Here is a 16,929-nt window from a genome sequence, read left to right as displayed (position 1 = left end):
CCGCCTGTCTCGGAGCCGGTCAACCCCAAGCCGCACCGAGGTTGACCAGCCCTGAAGCGGCGGTCCAGCTGGCAGTTGAGAATCAGCGACGGCGCTGTACTCCCGCTACCAAGGGGAGAGGCGCAGGCTGCGGTGTCGTCGCGTACGAAGTGTGCGGGGTGGAAGCAAGGCCGGTTCGCGTGCTGGGCGACGGCGTTGCGGTGAGACGTTGGATGCGCCAGACCAGGACGCGTGCGGGCGAGTCCGCGTCGCCCAAGGCGCGCTGGTCGACTGCCCCTTGGAGGAGTTGTGCCGGATCGTGGCCAGCAACCTCGGCTTCGGTGAGGGTTACCGCGAGGGCATCGAAGGCCGGGTCTTCTACGACTTGCTGAGCGTGGTCGGGCACGGCCTGGCGTAGGTGACGGATGTGCCGGTCCACGGTCTGCTGGGGCGGTCGGCGCTGGGCGAGGGCGGCCAGCGGCGCGGCTGCGGCTTGGTCATAGGCAGCCTGGAGGTGGAGCAGGCTCTGGTGGGCGGCTGCGACTTGTTGGTCGTGGTGGCGGAGCTGGTGCCAGCGGGCGGCGGCGATAACGGTGAGGATCGCGGCGTCGAGGAACATCGCCAGGGCTGTGCGGTCCTTGGGGGTGGGCTCGCGGAGTATCGCTCGTACGGCGCCGCGCAGGGCTCGGGCGTGGTGGTGTTCAGCCTGGATGCGGGAGCGGGTGGCGCGCTCGAAGGCGGTGGCTGCTTCTCGGAGTTGAGGACGCAGGTCCTGGGGCGCGATGAGAGGGAGGGAGTCGAGGGCTTCACCGAAGGCGGCTATGTGGGCTTGGGAGGCTTCGTCGTCGCTCTGGTCGAGGTGGTGGGAGATGCGTTCGGTGGCGGCGGTGGCCTGGTGCCAGGGGTCGGGCCTGCGTCGGCCTAGCTCGTCGGTGGGCTGTGCTTCGGTGTTCTCCAGGCGCTTTCGAATCTGGGGGAGGGACAGGTCGGGGGCGAGGTCGTAGCCGGAGAACCAGACGGGTTGTTTGTCGGCGGTGGTGGTGTCTTCGCTGGCGACCTTGTAGCCGCGTACGTCGCCGGAGGGGAAGTACACCATCTCGACGAGGACTCCGTCGGTGTGGCTGAGCAGGTGGACGAACTCCTCGACGCTTGAAGCAGCGGCCACGGCGGTCCGGATGGTGACGCGCAGGCGGTCGCGGGCGGGCTTGTCGTGGCCGGCGCGGCGGGCCTTCTCCTGTTCGGCGCGGGTGGGCCGCTTGGCGGCGGTACGGTCGCCGCGTGCGACGCGGAAGAGGCCGTACTCCTTCTCGACGGCGGCGAGTTCACGGTTGGCGTTGATGTAGTCGTTCCAGTGGCGTGCGGTGCTCAGGTCGCCGCGCACCTTGGTGGCGGCGATGTGGATGTGGTCGGGGGCGTGGCGGACGGCCACCCACCGGCAGCCGTCCGGGTCACCGTCCGGCGCGATCCCCGTGGCCGCCACGACGCGGCGGGCGATGTCGGCCCACTCCTCATCGCTGAGGTGGCGGTCGGACTTGGCGGCCCGGATCGAGCAGTGCCACACGTGCTGCTCGGGGGCACGGTTGAGCCGCCGGGCTTGCTTGACGTGCAGGTCGAGGTCGGCCACAAGGAGTTTCTTGGTGGCGGCGAAGTCGTCGGCGCGGCCGGGGTCGGGGGCGAAGCCGTCCCAGGAGGCGACCAGGTGCGGATCGGTGTGGTCCTTGGCCCTCTTCGTGTCGAACAGGTACCGGATCAGGCCCGCGGTGCTCTTGCCGCTGCTGATCTTCGGGACCATCAGGCTGCCTTCACGGTGACGGCCTGGTTCGCGGCGGACGCGATGTGGCGGACGGCGGCGCCCACCGCACTCACGGTCTGCTCGGCCTGGGCCAGGACGGCTGTATCCCCAGGGTGTGGATGACCGCCGGAGTTGACCTTCTTGGCGATCTGGTTGACGTTGTGGCCGATCTTGGCGACCTCTCGGCGCAGGGCGGTCAGCTCGTCGATGTAGTCGTCGAGCTCGGTGCGCTGGCCGGGCAGGCCGAGGTCACCGTGGACGTGGGCCATGACGACCGCGCCGACGTAGTGGGCGGCTGCGATGTTCAGCGACCGGGCCTCGGCGAGGATGTCGGCCTTCTCGTCGACGCTGTAGCGGACGTCGACGCGCTCTTTGCGCTGGACGGATTCACGCTGGCGGCGTCGGGCGACACGGTGCAGCGCGGCGGTGTCGGCGGCTCGCGGTAGTGGCACGGCGGCGGTGTCGGGCTGTTTCTCCTCGGGTGCCCCCTGGTGCCCGAGTGTCTCCGCCACCCCCGGGGCGGAGGCATCCCCGTTGCGGCCGTCCTTGGACGGTCCAACGGCATACCTTGCTGCGCTGTCTGGGGCTGAGGTGGTGTGCATCCGCTGCTGAGCCGTGGGCAGTTCGTAGTGTTGTTCGTGCATGGTGGTGCTCCGGCGGTGAGGGGGCGGGGGGCGTGTCACGTGCGTCGCATCCGTCCCATGCCTGGTCAGGGCAGGTACGGACACTCGGGCAGGTACGGAGAAGTCCGTCCCGGTGAGGACATCCGTCCCCGCGCTGACCTGCGCGGGGACGGATGCGACGCAGTGATACGGACCCAGGGGGAGGCGGGTCAGCGGGCGCGGTTGGGGCCGGCGGGTCCGCCGGGTGGGCCGATGGGCAGCTGAACCGCCGGGGCGGCGGGCGGCTTGCCCTGAGCCTGGCGTGCGGGCGTGGCGTCGTGCGTGGGGGCGGGCGCCGTCTCGGTGAGGTCGGGGCAGTGTCGGGCCCAGCTGTCGAGGAACCGGTTGCGGGTGTACCCCTTGGCCTGCCTGCCCTTGTCGAAGCGGTAGTTGGCCGGGCGGATGTCGAAGTCCCGGAGCATTCTGCCCAGGTGGTAGGCGTTGAGCCCGTTGGTGCTGTGTTCCGCCCAGGGGGCGTCGGGGTCCTGGAGCAGGGCGGTGACCAGATCCAGGGAAGGCAGGGCCTCGGGGTTGCCGTGTGCCTCGAAGACGCGGTGGATGTCGCGCAGCAAGCGCGTCTTCAGGTTGGTTTGCTCGTCCTGGACGGCCTCGAACCGGGTCATCGCCAGACAGGCCGCACGGGCGCTGGCGGGCCAGTGGCCGCCGGCCAGGTCGGCGATGATGACCAGCGGCTCCCAGGTGTCCGCCGCCCGGTCCTCCACCGGCATCGTTGGCGCCATGCGGCCGGCCGTGCCGCGCAGCGGTCCCAGCCAGGCGGCCAGCTTGTCCCGCAGTGCGTTCAGTTCCGGTGTGGCGTGGCGCGAGCGGAATGGGGTCACCTTCTCGCCCGGCTTGCGCTTTTGCATGCGGAGCACGACTGCCCGGTCCGTGATCGTGTCGGGTAGGTCGCCGATCGAGGCCAGTGCGGCCATGGCGAAGGTCGGATACGGGGTCGGCTTGTGCTCCGGGCCGGAGATGCGCCAGGCGGGCCGGTTGCGCTGGTGTCCGGCGTTCAGCAGGCCGCGAAGTTCCTCGTTGTCGCCCGCCTTGCTGAAGATGGTGTCGGCCTCGTCCACCAGGATCGTGCGCGGGTTCTTGCCGATGATGCGGAAGAGCACCGCCGTGGACATGTTCACCGTCATGATCGGCTGGTGGACGGTCTCGTGGAGCACGTCCAGCACCCGGGACTTGCCGCAGCCCTTCGTCGGGCCTACGACCGCCAGGCGCGGCGCGTGCTGCAGAGCGGTCTGGATGTGTGTGGCCGCCACCCAGAGGGTGACGGCTGTCAGCGCCTCGTCACTGGGAAGTACGACGTACTTGCCGATCGCCGCCCGCAACTCATCCAGCAGTTCCGCACCCTCACCGGAACCCTGTTCCTCAGAGTCTGCCGGTCCCCGAGGGGGCCGGGAGCCGGTCCCGTGATCCGGTCCCCGTGCGTCGACGGGACCGGTCCCCTTCTGCTGGGCAGTTCCCGCCACGGGGCTGTCGGCCCCCAGCGACTGGCGGGGACCGTGATCACGGTCCCCATTGCGGTCCCCTGGTGCAACTGCAGCCTCTTGGGGAGCGACCCCCACTTTGGCGCCGCTGACCTGCGGGTTTGCTCCGGATGCCGATACGGGGACCGGGACGTGCGGGGACCGAGCAGCGGGTACTTCGTGGGGACGGTCCCCAACAGCGGCGTCTGTAGACGGCTGGGGACGGTCCCCGTGTGCTTCCACATCCGCCGAGTGCTCTACGGTCCCCGACGCCGGGGATTGTATGTCCGCCTGATCCCTGCGGCGCCAGGGGACGCCCTCGCCGGGGATCGCGGGAGTGGGCCAGCCGGTCGGGGAGGTGTTCGTGGAGTTGCGGGACGTAGGGTCGTCCAAGACGTTCCTCTCCGGTGAGGGGCAGGACGGGCAAGGTCCCGCCCCTCACCAGCTCATTCGTTCAGGGATGGGCGATCAGTTGGGAAGTCTTCGGCCCTCGGCGTTGGCGCGCCGGGGGCCGCTTCGTTGTCCGCGTCAGATGCGGGGTCAGGCCGTGAGGTCGTACGACGTCTGGGCGTCCAGCCACGCGTCCACCTCCCGCCAGCGGTAGCGCAGGTGACGGCCGACCTTGTGGACGCTGGGGCCGATGCCCCGGTACTTCCACTGGTAGAGGGTCTTCACCGGCACCCCGAGGTACGCGGCCACGTCGGCGGGAGTGGCGAGCTGGTCACGTTCGGCGCCGGCAAGGCGCGGGGAGAGGTTCGGCAATGAGGTCTCCATATCGGAATCAGGGTTTTGGATGGCAGGCGTGGGCAACACGGCCACACCGCCTGGGAAGCGTCCAGAGTGAATTCTGAAACCCCCGGTTACTTCCCTCAGCATCGCCGGGGAAGACCAAAACAGTAAGGGCGGATCCCCGGTTGCCGAAATCGCTCCCGCGGAAGCCGAAATTTTCTGCGGCGAAGCAACCGGCCGAGGTGCCGGAATCCGGTACCTCAGCAGCTCAGAGGCGGCGTCCAGCGCTGAGAAGTGACGTGGCCAGTCCAGTGGACATCGCATCCGATAGCTGCTCAAATCGCCCACTTCTTTGACGCGGAGGGAAGATAGCACAACCTCCCCGCCGAAACGGCTCGTGATGTACCGGAATTCGACGAGACGAACACCACTTCGCCCCCGAATGACTTTTGGAGAGTTTAAGAACTAACTCTTGCCATGACGACCGACTGCGAGTTACAGCTATTTGTTATGCCCAACCGACCTGTCGAAATAGGCCCTGTCGGCCTCCACACCGCCCGCGCCATCGAGCACCTACGTCTCGTGCGCGGCCTGACCCAACACCAGCTCGCCGCCCGCTGCACCGCGCTGGGCCGTCCGATGGCCAACACCGCTCTCAGCCGCACTGAACGCGCCCGCCGCCGATGCGACGTAGACGACCTCGTCGCCCTCGCCACCGCGCTCGGCGTTTCCCCCACGACCCTGCTCCTGCCGCTCCCGTCGGTGTCCGGTGATGACTGGTGGGGGTGCTAGTTGGCGCGGGTCTGGATTGAGGACCGCATAGGGCACGCGGCGTATGTACAGGCCGTGGCGGACGCCAAGCGGGCAGGGCGCACGCCACCGGGGCGCTACCGCGTGCGCTGGTACGACCCCGATGGCAAGCCGAAGATGAAGACCTTCGCCCGCAAGGTCGACGCCGAGGCGGAGCGGACAAGGATGGAGTCGCGTCTCAACGACGGCTCCTATCGCGATCCCGCAGCCGCGCGGGTGAAGTTCGCAGAGGTGGCGGAGTCCTGGCTGGCGGCGCAGCTCCACCTCAAGCGCTCAACCCGGGCTCGCTACCGCGGTGTTCTCGACGTCCACGTGATCCCCAAGTGGGGCACCACCCCGCTGGACCGCATCCACTTCGAGGACATCGCCGAGTGGCTCGCGGATCTGCTGTCCGGCGAGGCGACCGGCGGCAGGAAGCTCAGCCCCCGGTCGGTCCGCAAGGCGTACGTCGTCCTCAGTCGCGTTCTCGGCTACGCAGTCAAGGCCCGTCGTCTGGCGGCCAACCCGGCTGTCGGTGTGCCTCTGCCGAAGGCGATGCCCGCTGATCACGTGTACCTCGACGATATGCAGGTCGACGCGCTGGCTAACACGTCAGGCACCTACCGGGTGTTCATCCTGCTGCTGGCCTACACCGGACTGCGCTGGGGGGAGGCATCCGCGCTCAAGGTGGGCCGCGTCGACCTGGACGCCTGTCGGGCCCACATCGTGGAGGCGTACGCCGAGGACAACGGCAAGCTCTACCTCGACACCCCCAAGAACCACGAGCGCCGGTCCGTACCGATCCCGCGGTTCCTGGCCGACGAGCTGAAGCCCCACGTCACGGGGAGAGGAGATGACGACTTGCTCTTCACCGCCCCGCAGGGCGGGCCGCTCCGGGCCCGGAACTTCCGTCAGCGGTTCTTTGCGCCGGCGGTCGTAAAGGCCGGGCTGGGGCATCTCAAGGTCACCCCGCACAAGCTGCGCCACACGGCGGCCTCGCTCGCCATCGCCAGCGGCGCGGACGTCAACGTCGTACAGACGATGCTGGGCCACAAGTCCGCGACGCTGACCCTGGACACCTACGGGCACCTCTTTCCCGACCGCCTGGACGAGGTCTCGAAGAAGATGCACAAGCGCCGCTCCAAGCAACTGGCCAAGGCGAAGGCCAAGCTGGAGAAAGCGGAGCGGAAAGCCCGTGAGGCCGCCGAGACCGTGGCCGCCCTGGAGGAAGACGCCGCGTGATGTGTGCCTAACCCGTGCCGGGGCGCCGTAACCGAAGGGGGCACCCCACCGCGCTGATGCGGTGGGGTGCCCCCTTGCGTCTTCCTCGGATCAGGTCAGTCGCGGCCGACGGCTCTCGTCCCAGAACCGGTCCATCGCAGCAGCGGCCGCATCCCCAGCCAACCGCTCGATCCTCTCGGGCACCTCGCGCTCGTCGAGGACGAAGAGCCTTCCACCGACGAGACGGGTGGTCGTCTTCCAGCTGAGACGCTGTCCCGCCTCCCTGGCGGCACGCCGGACATCCTTGATCTCGCCCATCTCCGCAAGATCGTCCGCGCTGAGGATCAGCTGACCGTAGTAGCCCTCGTACTCCGGCTTCAGCGCGGCCCGCATCAGCGACTCAAGCCGGTCGACCAGCTTGTCGTAGCGTCGCCGGGCCAGCTTATCCTTCGCGGGCATCGCACCAGCTCCCCACCTCTGCCCGCAGCGACATGTGTGCCATATGTGTGCTGCGAGTACGAAGGCCCTCCCGTCCGATGGACGGAAGGGCCCTTGACCAGGTGTTTCTCTGTGCCCCCGGCAGGATTCGAACCTGCGACACCCGCTTTAGGAGAGCGGTGCTCTATCCCCTGAGCTACGAAGGCTGGGTGGGTGGTGTCAGATGTTGAGGTCTGAGCCGCCGCGGACAGTGTAGCGGGTCGCCATTTGGTGACCTGCCCGGTTCGGGCGTCCGGTGATAGCGGGGTCCCGTGCCGGCGCCCCGGGCGACGAGCCCCGTGGGCGCCGGGATGCCGGGTGCCGGGCTACCAGAACGCCAGAACGCCAGAGCTCCAGAACCCAGAGCGCCACGCCCCCTACACCCCCACCCCCCGGCGCAGGCGGAGCGCAAGTGTCTTGACTCGGGACCCGGCCCAGGACGTAGCGTCCGGGGATGGAATCCCTGGAAGCGTTGTTGACTGCCCCGGGTGCTCCCTTCGCTGTGGTGCGGGGGGAGGACGGGCGGCTCGCGTACGCCGAGGGGCCGCGGACCTTGCGGGAGTTCGTCGAGACGACCTGGGCGTTCGGGGAGAGCACGTTTCTGGTCTCCGAGGGCGGGCGGATGTCGTACGGGGAGTTCTTCGCCGCCGCGAGCGGGCTCGCCCGGCGGTTCCTTGACCCCGTGGAGGGGTACGGGCTGCGGCCCGGGGATCGTGCCGTCATCGCCATGCGCAACCACCCCGAGTGGCAAGTGGCATTCTGGGCCGCCCAGTTGGCGGGGCTGGTGGCAGTCCCGCTCAATTCCTGGTGGACCGCCGACGAGTTCGCGTACGCCCTGGACGACTGTCGCCCCGGCGTGCTCCTGGTGGACGGGGAACGGCTCGAGCGGGTCGCCGCGTGGCGGGAGGGCGTGCGCGGCGAACCCTGGACCGTCGTCTTCCATGCCGACGGGCGGGAGGCACGTGGCGAGCGCGTCGAGCTGTACGCGGATCTGCCCGCCGCCGATCCGCTGCTCGGGCCGCCCGACATCGACGTAGCCCCGGACTCGGACGCCACCATCCTGTACACGTCCGGGACCACCGGGCGGCCCAAGGGTGCCGTCGCCACCCATCACGCCCATATGGCCGCCATCGCCAACCCCCGCTATTTCGCCGCCCTTTCGGCGCTGGCGCGCGGCATCGTGCCGGGGCAGGGGCCCGCGCCGGTCGGGCTGCTCACCTTCCCCTTCTTCCACGTGGCCGCGTTCACCGGGTTCTACGGGGCGATGGCATCGGGCGGCACCCTGGTGCTGCTGCGGAAGTGGGACGCGGACAAGGCGCTCGCGATGATCCGTGAGCACGGCGTCACCGCGTTCGGCGGGGTTCCGTCCACCGCGTTGCAGTTGTTGGAGCGGGCCCAGGAAGTGGGGGACGCGTTGCCCACCCTGACCATGTTCAATACCGGGGGAGCGGCCGCGCCGCCGCACCTGGTGGGCAGTCTCACGGCCCGGCACGGCGAGCGCATCGAGCCCCGCAACGGTTACGGACTCACCGAGACGCTGGGAGGCGTCACCGCCAACTTCGGCGATGAGTACCGGAGTTGGCCGGGGAGCGTCGGAAGGACCGCTCCCGCTGTCGAGGCGCGGATCGCCGCGCCCGGTGGCGAGCCGCTGCCCGAGGGCGAGGTCGGCGAGCTGTGGCTGCGCGGGCAGTGCCTGATCCGTGGCTACTGGGAGGATCCCGCGGCGACCGAGGCAGCCTTCACGGCGGACGGCTGGTTCCGTACGGGGGATCTCGCGCTGCTGTCCGAAGGGCGGATCAGTGTCGTCGACCGGATCAAGGACATGGTGATCCGGGGCGGCGAGAACGTGTACTGCGTCGAGGTCGAGGCCTGCCTGCACGGGCACCCGGATGTGCTGGAGGCGGCCGTCGTCGGAGTGCCGCACCCCGTGCTGGGGGAGGAGGTCGCCGCCGTGGTCCGGGCCCGCCCCGGCTCCCGCCTCGACGAGCGGGCGCTGAGGGAGTTCGCCGCCACGTCCCTCGCGGCGTTCAAGGTGCCCGCGCACGTTCTCGTACAGGAAGCGGAGCTGCCGCGCAACGCCACCGGGAAGGTGCTCAAACGGGAGGTTCGGCTGCGGTTCGGTGATCGCGGGCGGATGACGCCGACCCCATCCACCCCGCTGACATCGACGCCGACGCCGACGCCGACCCCGTCCACCCCGCTGACATCGACATCGACATCGACGCCGACGCCGACAACACCGCCGACGCCGCCCACCCGTGCGGCCCCTACCGCCGAGTGACGGTAAGGCCCCCCACCACCGGGTGACGGCCGGGCCTCACCGCCGCGTCACGTACACCCGGTAGTTGCCGGACGCGTCCGCCGAAGCCACGGAGATCCGCACGCCCGTCCTGCGGTCCCTGAACACCTCGCCGGGGCGATAGGCCGCGTCGGACAGTTCCGCGTGGACGTTCGGGCGGCGCGTGCAGCCGCCGCTGTTAGGGGTGGAGTCCTCCACCGTGATGGGGCCGCGGCCGGTGTCCACGTCCGCGTCGACCTTGTAGATCAGGACGCCGGGGCGGCAGACCGCCTCGTCATTGCCGCCCTGGGTCCGGACCTCGATCGCGTACCCCGTCCGGGCCGTCAGCGGGACGAACACCATCCTCGTGCCGCCGGGCTCGCCGCCATCACCCTCACCATCGCGATCACCGTCGCCATCGCCATCGTCACTGCCTCCAGTGCCACCACCGGTTCCACCGTCGCCATCGCCGCCGTCGCCGCCACTCTCGTCGTCCCCGCGGCCGCGGCCGCGACCCCCGTCCCCCTCGCGGCCGTCATCGCTCCCGCCCGCGTCGCCGTTCCCCGCGGCCCGGCTGTCCTGGGAGAGCGGGGTCAGCAGGTGCTCCGTCGTACCGGTCCTGGCCGCGCAGCCGATCTGTGCGTCGTCGAGCCAGCCCAGCTTCCACTTGTGCCAGCCGAGCAGGTCGTTCCCGACGCCCCAGTCCTCGCTCATGATGTCCCAGTGCCCTACGGCGCCGCCGCCGTTCTGGGTGTAGAGGTCGGGCAGGCCGAAGACATGGCCGTTCTCGTGCGGCAGGACGCGATAACCGGTCTCCCCGTACGAACCGGAGCCGTCGTCCTGGCGCGAGTAGACGAACGAGGCGTTCGCGAGCGGGACCCCGTCGGCGACGGGCGCCTCGTGGTTGCCCGCGAACGTCACCGAGAGGACCGTGTCCAGGGCCGACGGGCCGGCGTTCGGTGTGACCAGGATGTTCGCCAGGTCGTACTTGCGGAAGTCCACCTCCGGGTCGGCGGCCGCCACGATGTCGTCGACCAGTTCGCGGTAGCCGGGTTCGAAGGGGGCGCCGCGCTCTATCTCGTACGCGGAGAACGGCTTCGGCATCCGCAGCCAGTGCTTGACGGGGGCCTCGGGGAGGTAGGTGAGGCGGCCGTACGAGCCGGTGCGGAACCAGTTCTGCGTCTTGGGGAAGAACTCCCCGAACCGTTCCATCGCGGTGCCCTCGCCGGGCGCGTCCGAGAAGTCGATCATCAGGCTGAGGGCCCGTACGGTGCCGGTGGACCGGGCGTAGCCGGGGGCCGTCGGCAGGCCCTCCGACATCTGGACGCCCAGCGCGCCGCGGATCATGCAGGGTCCGAGTGAGACCGCTCTGACCGGCGCCACCGGGCCCGCCGCGGTCGGGGACCTGCCGACCAGCCGGCCGGTGCTGGCGGTCGTGGTCAGGGCGAGGGCCACCGCGGCGGCGCCGGCGAGCATCGCACCGTGGCGGCCCCCGCGTATCCGCTGCGGCGCCATCCGATCCCCCTCACCCTCGGGTCCCTTTCGATCACCCTGTGTCGAGGTGGTGCGGGTCGCGCGCTGGGGTGCGCCGATCGAGGGGTTCTTCGGGCGGAGAGGTGTGAGTCAGGTCACACGCGGAGTGGGAAATAACCGGGGACGCTCTCCCCGTTTAGCTGGGTGTCCGCATGAAGCGGGGACTCGCTCCCCGGTTCGCGGCGGGGCTACCCGGAAGCTGCACCCGTACAGCCCCGCACCCAAAGACCTGCACCCAAAGTTCCGCCCCCAAGGTTCCGCACCCAAAGACCTGCACAGACGACCGAAGGAGATCGCCGTGGCCACCGCCGCCCCCGCCGAGACGCAGCGTCGCGCTCCGCGTCCGCGGGCCGATGCCCTGCGCAATCGGGAGCGGATCGTCGCCGCCGCACGGGAACTGCTCGTCGAGTACGGGACCGACCTCCCGCTCGACGAGGTCGCCCGCCGCGCCGGTGTCGGCAACGCCACGCTCTACCGGAACTTCAAGGACCGCGGCGAGCTGATGCACCACGTGGTCCTGACCGTCACGGACCACGTGGCCGAGCACGCCGAGAAGGGCCTCGCCGCCGAGGAAGCCGGCGAGAGCAGCGCCTTCGACGCGCTGCGGACCTTCGTGCACGCCGCCGCCGACGAGCGCATCGGGGCGCTGTGCCCGATGCTCCAGACCACCTTCGACAAGGACCATCCGGATGTACTCGCCGCCCTCGACCGGCTGACCGCCTGCATCGAGGACCTCATCGGGCGGGCCCGCGCGGCCGGGGAGCTGCGCACCGACGTCGGCGTCGGGGATCTGATGGTCGCCCTCTCCCAGCTCACCCGGCCGTTGCCCGGCAAGGCCTGCCTGGACTTCGACGGGTTCGTCCACCGCCATCTGCAACTGTTCCTCGACGGGCTTATGGCACCCGCACGCTCGGAACTCCCGGGCGCGGCCGCGACCTTGGAGGACCTCCGCAAGGACTGACCCTCCGGCCGGCCTCCCGAGGACACGACTCCGGGGGATCTCCGAGGCCGGGTTCTCGTCCGCGCTCTCCGCACACCTGGGCCGGCTCTCTCTACGACTTCACGACTTTCACGCCTCTCACGACTTTCACGACTTGGAGTCCCGCTGTGGGTACCCCCTTGCCGAAAACGGCACCTCTCGAAGGCGACTCGCGCCGCTGGAAGGCGCTCGTCTTCATCGCGCTAGCCCAGCTGATGGTGGTCCTCGACGCCACCATCGTGAACATCGCCCTGCCCTCCGCCCAGACGGACCTCGGCATATCCGACGGCAACCGGCAGTGGGTCATCACGGCCTACGCGCTCGCCTTCGGCGGCCTGCTGCTCTTCGGCGGACGCATCGCGGACCTGTGGGGCCGCAAGCAGACCTTCGTGACCGGTCTGATCGGCTTCGCGCTCGCCTCGGCGATCGGCGGCGCCGCGCAGAACGAGGCGATGATGCTGGGCGCCCGCGCCCTGCAGGGTCTGTTCGGCGCACTGCTCGCCCCGGCAGCCCTCTCCCTCCTCGCCGTGATGTTCACGGACGCCAAGGAGCGCGCGAAGGCGTTCGGCATCTACGGTGCGATCGCCGGTGGCGGTGGCGCCGTCGGCCTCATCCTCGGCGGGTTCCTCACCGAGTACCTGAACTGGCGCTGGACGTTCTTCGTCAACATCCCGTTCGCCGCCGTCGCCGCGCTCGGCGCCGTCTTCGTCATCCGTGAGCCGGCCGGTGGCCGCAACCGCTCGCCGCTGGACATCCCGGGCGTCATCCTGTCGACGCTGGGCCTCGTCTCCCTCGTCTACGGCTTCACGCGCGCCGAGTCCAACGGCTGGTCCGACGCGAGCACCATCGGCCTGTTCGTCGCCGCCGCGGTGCTGCTGATCGCCTTCGTCGCCACCGAGGCCCGGGTCAAGCACCCGCTGCTGCCGCTGCGCGTCGTCGCCGACCGCAACCGCGGCGGTGTCTACGCCTCCCTCGGCCTCGCCGTGATCGCGATGTTCGGCCTGTTCCTCTTCCTGACCTACTACCTCCAGGTCGTGAAGGGCTACTCGCCGGTCAAGACCGGCTTCGCGTTCCTGCCGATGATCGCGGGCATGATCACGGGCTCCACGCAGATCGGCGCCCGTCTGATGACCCGCGTCAGCCCCCGCCTGCTGATGGGTCCGGGCTTCCTGCTCGCGGCGGTCGGCATGCTGCTGCTCACGCAGCTGGAGGTCGGCACGTCGTACGCCGGTGTGATCCTGCCCGGCCAGCTGCTGCTCGGCCTCGGCATGGGTACGGCGTTCATGCCCGCCATGTCGCTCGCCACGATCGGCGTCGAGGCGCGGGACGCCGGTGTCGCCTCCGCGATGGTCAACACCTCGCAGCAGGTCGGCGGCGCCATCGGCACCGCCCTGCTGAACACGATCGCGGCCTCGGCCACGACCGCGTACCTCGCGGACCACGCGGCCGGCGCGCGCAACGCGCAGCTGCTCCAGGCCCAGGCCCAGGTCAGCGGCTACACGCACGCCATCTGGTGGGCCGTCGGCATCCTGGCCGTCTCGGCGACGATCGCCTTCGCGCTCATCAACACCCGCGCCCCGGGCTCCGGTCCGGCCGCGGCGTCCGGTGACGGTGCCGCGGAGGGTGTCGAGGACGAGTTCCGGATTCCGGTGGTCGCGCACTGACCCCGGAGACCGCCCCGGCCCCGGCCCCGGCTCAGGCCGGGGCCGCGGGGCTCGTACTCACCTGAGCCAGGGGAGGTCCGCCCCGGTCCCCTCCGGCTGAAGTCCCTCGGCGACGATCCGCATGATCTCGCCGAGGGACTTCTGCTGTTCGGGGGAGAGCCGGTCGAAGAACGCCTGGCGGACCGCCGCGACATGGCCGGGGGCCGTCTCCTTCAAGGTCTCCAGGCCCTCGTCCGTCAGGACGGCGAACTGGCCGCGCTTGTCCGAGGGGCAGTCCTCGCGCCGCACCCACCCGTTCTTCTCCAGGCGCGCGATCGCGTGCGAGAGCCGGGAGCGGGTGATCTTGGCGCTCATCGCCAGCTCGGTCATCCGCAGCCGCCTCCTGGGCGCCTCGCTGAGCTGGACCAGCAGACCGAAGTAGACGTGCGGCATCTTCGCGTCGCGCTGCAACTGCCGGTCGAGGTGGTCTTCCAGGAGGGTGGTGGCATGGAGGTACGCACGCCAGGTGCGCTGCTCGTCCTCGGTCAGCCACTGGGGCTCGGCGCTGTTCATGGATCCCATCGTAAAGACCTCCTCCTTGAATCTTAAACAAACAGCGGTTACTTTTGACGGTACCCAGAGCTTGAAAGTTCAAGGAGGTCGCCGTGTCCCTCGCCCCCGCGCCCGAGCGCATGCCCGCGCTCTACCTCAGCCACGGCGCCCCGCCGCTCGCCGACGACGCCCTGTGGCCGGGGCAGCTCGCCGCCTGGTCCGCGCAGCTGCCGCGCCCCAAGGCGATCCTGATGGTCTCCGCGCACTGGGAAGAGGCCCCGCTCGCTCTCGGCGCCGTCGAGACCGTGCCGCTCGTCTACGACTTCTGGGGCTTCCCCGAGCACTACTACCAGGTGCGCTACGCCGCCCCCGGCGCCCCCGCCCTCGCCGATTCCGTACGCAAGCTGCTGCGCGCCCCGGGCACCCCGGTGCAGGACGTGCCGGACCGCGGGCTCGACCACGGCGCGTACGTCCCGCTGGTGGAGATGTACCCGGACGCCGACATCCCGGTCCTCCAGGTCTCCATGCCGACGCTCGACCCCCAGAGGCTCATGGACATCGGGCGGCGGCTCGCCCCGCTGCGGGACGAGGGCGTGCTGATCGTCGGCTCCGGGTTCTTCACGCACAACCTCGCCGCGCTGCGACAGGGCGGCATCCCCGCGTGGTCGGCCGAGTTCGACGACTGGGGGCAGCGGGCGCTGGACGCGGGGGACGTGGACGGGCTGCTCGACTTCGCCCGCAAGTCGCCGGCCGGGGCCCTCGCCCACCCGCGTACGGAGCACTTCGCCCCGCTGTTCGTGACGATGGGGGCGGCGGACGCCTCCGGCGAGCTGGACGCGCAGCGCTCGGTGATCGACGGGTTCTGGTTGGGGCTGGCGAAGCGGTCCGTGCAGTTCGGGTAGTCCGCCGCGCCCAGGGCGACACACGCCCTAGAGCTGGGCCTACGCGGGGGCGGGGCGCTGTGGGCCGGGGCCGAGCGGCTTCTCGTACCAGGCGACGTCCCAGTACGCGTCGAACTTCCGTCCGACCTCCCGGTACGTGCCCACAAGGCTGAAGCCGAAGCGGGCGTGGAGCCGGGCCGAGGCTTCGTTGGGCTGGGCGATGCCCGCGTACGCGCGGTGCAGGTCCTCGCCCGCGAGCGCCTCGAAGAGCGCCTTGTAGAGGAGAGTGCCGATCCCGCGGCCGCCCGCGCCCGGGGCGCAGTACACGGTGACCTCCACCGAGGTGTCGTACGCGGCCTTCGCGCGGAAGGGGCTCGACGTGGCGTAGCCGAGGAGCGGGCCGGCGGAGCCCTCTCGTCGCTCCTGGGCAACCAAGAGGCGGTACGGGCCGTCTTCAGGGTGGGAGAGCAGCCAAGGGCGTCGCTCCTCCGGAGTGAATACGGCCGTGTCAAAGGTGATCGGCGTCTCACGTACATAGTGGTTGTAGAGGTGGGTGAGGGCTTCGAGGTCTGCCTCGACTCCCGGCCTGACCTGCACCTCTGTAGGTCCCGACAGCAACTTGTCCCCCTTCTGGTGCCGCGTGGCGGCACAGGGTACTGCATGATCACAAAAATGATGGGGCTGCTTGGGAATTCTGTCCGGATTCCAGTCGTTGTTTCCTTCGGAAGCAGGGCACCCGGGAGGGTGTGTGAGCCGTCCGGCCCAGCCGACCTACCATCGCAAGGGAGTACGCATGGCAACCCGTGCCGTAGCCCGTCGTAAGTCCGCCGCCTCCGGCGAGACTGATGCGGCACGCAGTGTTCGCGCCGTAGGCGGGGAGATCGCCGACCGCGACCTGGTCGGCATGTACCTCGACGAGATCGCGCGAACACCGCTGCTCGACGCCGCAAAGGAAGTCGATCTCTCCCAGACCATCGAGGCGGGCGTGTACGCCCAGCAGATCCTCGACGGGGAGGTCTCCGACAGCGAGGCCGCGGGCAAGGCGTCCCGCGAGGAGCTGGAGGCGCTGGTCGCCGAGTCGGAGAAGGCCAAGGACATCTTCATCCGGTCGAACCTGCGTCTGGTGGTGGCGGTCGCCCGCCGTTACCCGCGCAGCGGCCTTCCCCTGCTCGACCTGATCCAGGAAGGGAACGCGGGCCTGGTGCGCGCGGTCGAGAAGTTCGACTACCGCAAGGGCTTCAAGTTCTCCACGTACGCGACCTGGTGGATCCGCCAGGCCATCACCCGCTCGATAGCCGACCAGTCCCGCACGATCCGTCTCCCCGTCCACCTGGTCGAGGAGCTGGGCCGCATCCGCCGCGTCCAGCGCGAGTTCAACCGGAAGAACGGGCGGGACCCCGAGCCCACCGAGATAGCCGCCGAGCTCGACACCAAGCCCGAGCGCGTCGTCGACGTACTGGACTGGGCGCGCGACCCGGTCTCGCTGAACATGGCGGTGGACGACCAGGGCGAGACGCAGTTCGGCGACCTCCTGGAGGACACGTCGGCCGTCTCCCCCGAGCAGTCCGTGCTGACGCTGCTGCGCTCCGAGGAGCTGGACGATCTGATCGGCCGGCTCGATCAGCGCACCGCGTCCATCATCAAGATGCGCTACGGCATCGACGACGGACGCGAGCGGACGCTGACCGAGGTCGGCAAGGAGCACGGGCTGACCCGTGAGCGCATCCGGCAGATCGAGAAGCACGCCCTTCTCGAACTGAAGAAGCTGGCGCGGGACACCGGGTTCGACGCGGCGGCGTAGCCCACGGGGAAGCTGGTCATCGGGCGGCCCGCACAGCGTGCGCGGACCGCCCGACCGGTGTCCGCCGGTGGGCGCGGGCCGCGCCCCGGGCCCGGCCCCCAGCAGTCATGCCGCCCCGCAGCCCGGAGCCGCCCCGCC

15 protein-coding genes and 1 tRNA gene are annotated in these 16,929 nt (G+C 70.1%); 7 read left to right on the top strand and 9 right to left on the bottom strand.

The window, feature by feature from the left end:
* Nucleotides 1-82: 82 nt before the first annotated feature.
* From ACZ45E_RS19640 to ACZ45E_RS19625, 4 genes are all read right to left on the bottom strand, one after another.
* The gene (locus ACZ45E_RS19640; RefSeq protein WP_468222218.1) at nucleotides 83-1,771 is read right to left on the bottom strand and encodes a relaxase/mobilization nuclease domain-containing protein; all 1,689 of its coding nucleotides are present in this window, start codon (nucleotides 1,769-1,771) and stop codon (nucleotides 83-85) included.
* Nucleotides 1,771-2,415 carry a MobC family plasmid mobilization relaxosome protein gene (locus ACZ45E_RS19635; RefSeq protein ID WP_329410935.1) on the bottom strand — a complete coding sequence of 215 codons (645 nt, stop codon included), beginning with the start codon at nucleotides 2,413-2,415 and terminating at the stop codon, nucleotides 1,771-1,773. Before ACZ45E_RS19635 ends, ACZ45E_RS19640 begins: the two co-directional genes overlap by 1 nt.
* A 188-nt stretch (nucleotides 2,416-2,603) precedes the next feature.
* Nucleotides 2,604-3,770, bottom strand: a complete 1,167-nt coding sequence (locus ACZ45E_RS19630) for a DUF3631 domain-containing protein (protein ID WP_468222217.1) — start codon at nucleotides 3,768-3,770, stop codon at nucleotides 2,604-2,606.
* Between the two features lie 678 nt (nucleotides 3,771-4,448).
* A complete protein-coding gene (locus ACZ45E_RS19625) occupies nucleotides 4,449-4,682 on the bottom strand; it encodes a helix-turn-helix transcriptional regulator (RefSeq protein WP_468222215.1) in 234 nt (77 codons plus the stop codon).
* Between the two features lie 465 nt (nucleotides 4,683-5,147).
* On the opposite strand from ACZ45E_RS19625, the gene ACZ45E_RS19620 reads away from it, so the two are divergent.
* Complete coding sequence (locus ACZ45E_RS19620; RefSeq protein ID WP_329410930.1) at nucleotides 5,148-5,429, top strand: helix-turn-helix domain-containing protein; 282 nt, start codon at nucleotides 5,148-5,150, stop codon at nucleotides 5,427-5,429.
* A 54-nt stretch (nucleotides 5,430-5,483) separates the two neighbouring features.
* Complete coding sequence (locus tag ACZ45E_RS19615; RefSeq protein ID WP_468222214.1) at nucleotides 5,484-6,668, top strand: tyrosine-type recombinase/integrase; 1,185 nt, start codon at nucleotides 5,484-5,486, stop codon at nucleotides 6,666-6,668.
* A gap of 90 nt (nucleotides 6,669-6,758) precedes the next feature.
* Here the strand turns inward: ACZ45E_RS19615 and ACZ45E_RS19610 are convergent, their stop codons facing one another.
* Together ACZ45E_RS19610 and ACZ45E_RS19605 are read right to left on the bottom strand one after the other, a co-directional pair.
* Entirely contained in the window at nucleotides 6,759-7,106 is a 348-nt protein-coding gene (locus ACZ45E_RS19610) for a hypothetical protein (RefSeq protein ID WP_468222212.1), read from the bottom strand.
* 112 nt (nucleotides 7,107-7,218) lie between these two features.
* Nucleotides 7,219-7,291, bottom strand: a tRNA-Arg gene (locus ACZ45E_RS19605).
* A gap of 287 nt (nucleotides 7,292-7,578) precedes the next feature.
* Between ACZ45E_RS19605 and ACZ45E_RS19600 the strand changes: the two genes are divergently transcribed.
* Nucleotides 7,579-9,405, top strand: coding sequence for a class I adenylate-forming enzyme family protein (locus ACZ45E_RS19600; protein ID WP_468222211.1), 1,827 nt, complete (start codon nucleotides 7,579-7,581; stop codon nucleotides 9,403-9,405).
* 36 nt (nucleotides 9,406-9,441) lie between these two features.
* Here the strand turns inward: ACZ45E_RS19600 and ACZ45E_RS19595 are convergent, their stop codons facing one another.
* A complete protein-coding gene (locus ACZ45E_RS19595; RefSeq protein WP_468222209.1) occupies nucleotides 9,442-10,917 on the bottom strand; it encodes a M6 family metalloprotease domain-containing protein in 1,476 nt (491 codons plus the stop codon).
* Nucleotides 10,918-11,233: 316 nt separating this feature from the next.
* On the opposite strand from ACZ45E_RS19595, the gene ACZ45E_RS19590 reads away from it, so the two are divergent.
* Nucleotides 11,234-11,896, top strand: a complete 663-nt coding sequence (locus ACZ45E_RS19590; protein WP_468222208.1) for a TetR/AcrR family transcriptional regulator — start codon at nucleotides 11,234-11,236, stop codon at nucleotides 11,894-11,896.
* 146 nt (nucleotides 11,897-12,042) lie between these two features.
* Complete coding sequence (locus ACZ45E_RS19585; RefSeq protein ID WP_468222207.1) at nucleotides 12,043-13,578, top strand: MFS transporter; 1,536 nt, start codon at nucleotides 12,043-12,045, stop codon at nucleotides 13,576-13,578.
* Nucleotides 13,579-13,635: 57 nt separating this feature from the next.
* Here ACZ45E_RS19585 and ACZ45E_RS19580 read toward each other — a convergent pair whose 3' ends face one another.
* Nucleotides 13,636-14,139 (bottom strand): MarR family winged helix-turn-helix transcriptional regulator, encoded by a 504-nt coding sequence (locus tag ACZ45E_RS19580; protein WP_468222205.1) that lies wholly within the window; start codon nucleotides 14,137-14,139, stop codon nucleotides 13,636-13,638.
* A 110-nt stretch (nucleotides 14,140-14,249) separates the two neighbouring features.
* Here ACZ45E_RS19580 and ACZ45E_RS19575 point away from each other — a divergent pair, with 110 nt between their 5' ends.
* Nucleotides 14,250-15,011, top strand: a complete 762-nt coding sequence (locus tag ACZ45E_RS19575) for a dioxygenase family protein (RefSeq protein WP_468222344.1) — start codon at nucleotides 14,250-14,252, stop codon at nucleotides 15,009-15,011.
* Between the two features lie 39 nt (nucleotides 15,012-15,050).
* Here the strand turns inward: ACZ45E_RS19575 and ACZ45E_RS19570 are convergent, their stop codons facing one another.
* Nucleotides 15,051-15,605, bottom strand: a complete 555-nt coding sequence (locus ACZ45E_RS19570) for a GNAT family N-acetyltransferase (protein ID WP_468222342.1) — start codon at nucleotides 15,603-15,605, stop codon at nucleotides 15,051-15,053.
* A gap of 178 nt (nucleotides 15,606-15,783) precedes the next feature.
* Between ACZ45E_RS19570 and ACZ45E_RS19565 the strand changes: the two genes are divergently transcribed.
* On the top strand, nucleotides 15,784-16,791 hold the full coding sequence (locus ACZ45E_RS19565; protein ID WP_468222203.1) for a sigma-70 family RNA polymerase sigma factor: 1,008 nt from the start codon (nucleotides 15,784-15,786) through the stop codon (nucleotides 16,789-16,791).
* Nucleotides 16,792-16,929 lie beyond the last annotated feature (138 nt).

Source organism: Streptomyces sp. NPDC030991 (genome assembly GCF_055571235.1).
The sequence above is the reverse complement of the archived record's forward strand: the minus strand, read 5'-3'. Positions and strand labels throughout refer to the sequence as shown.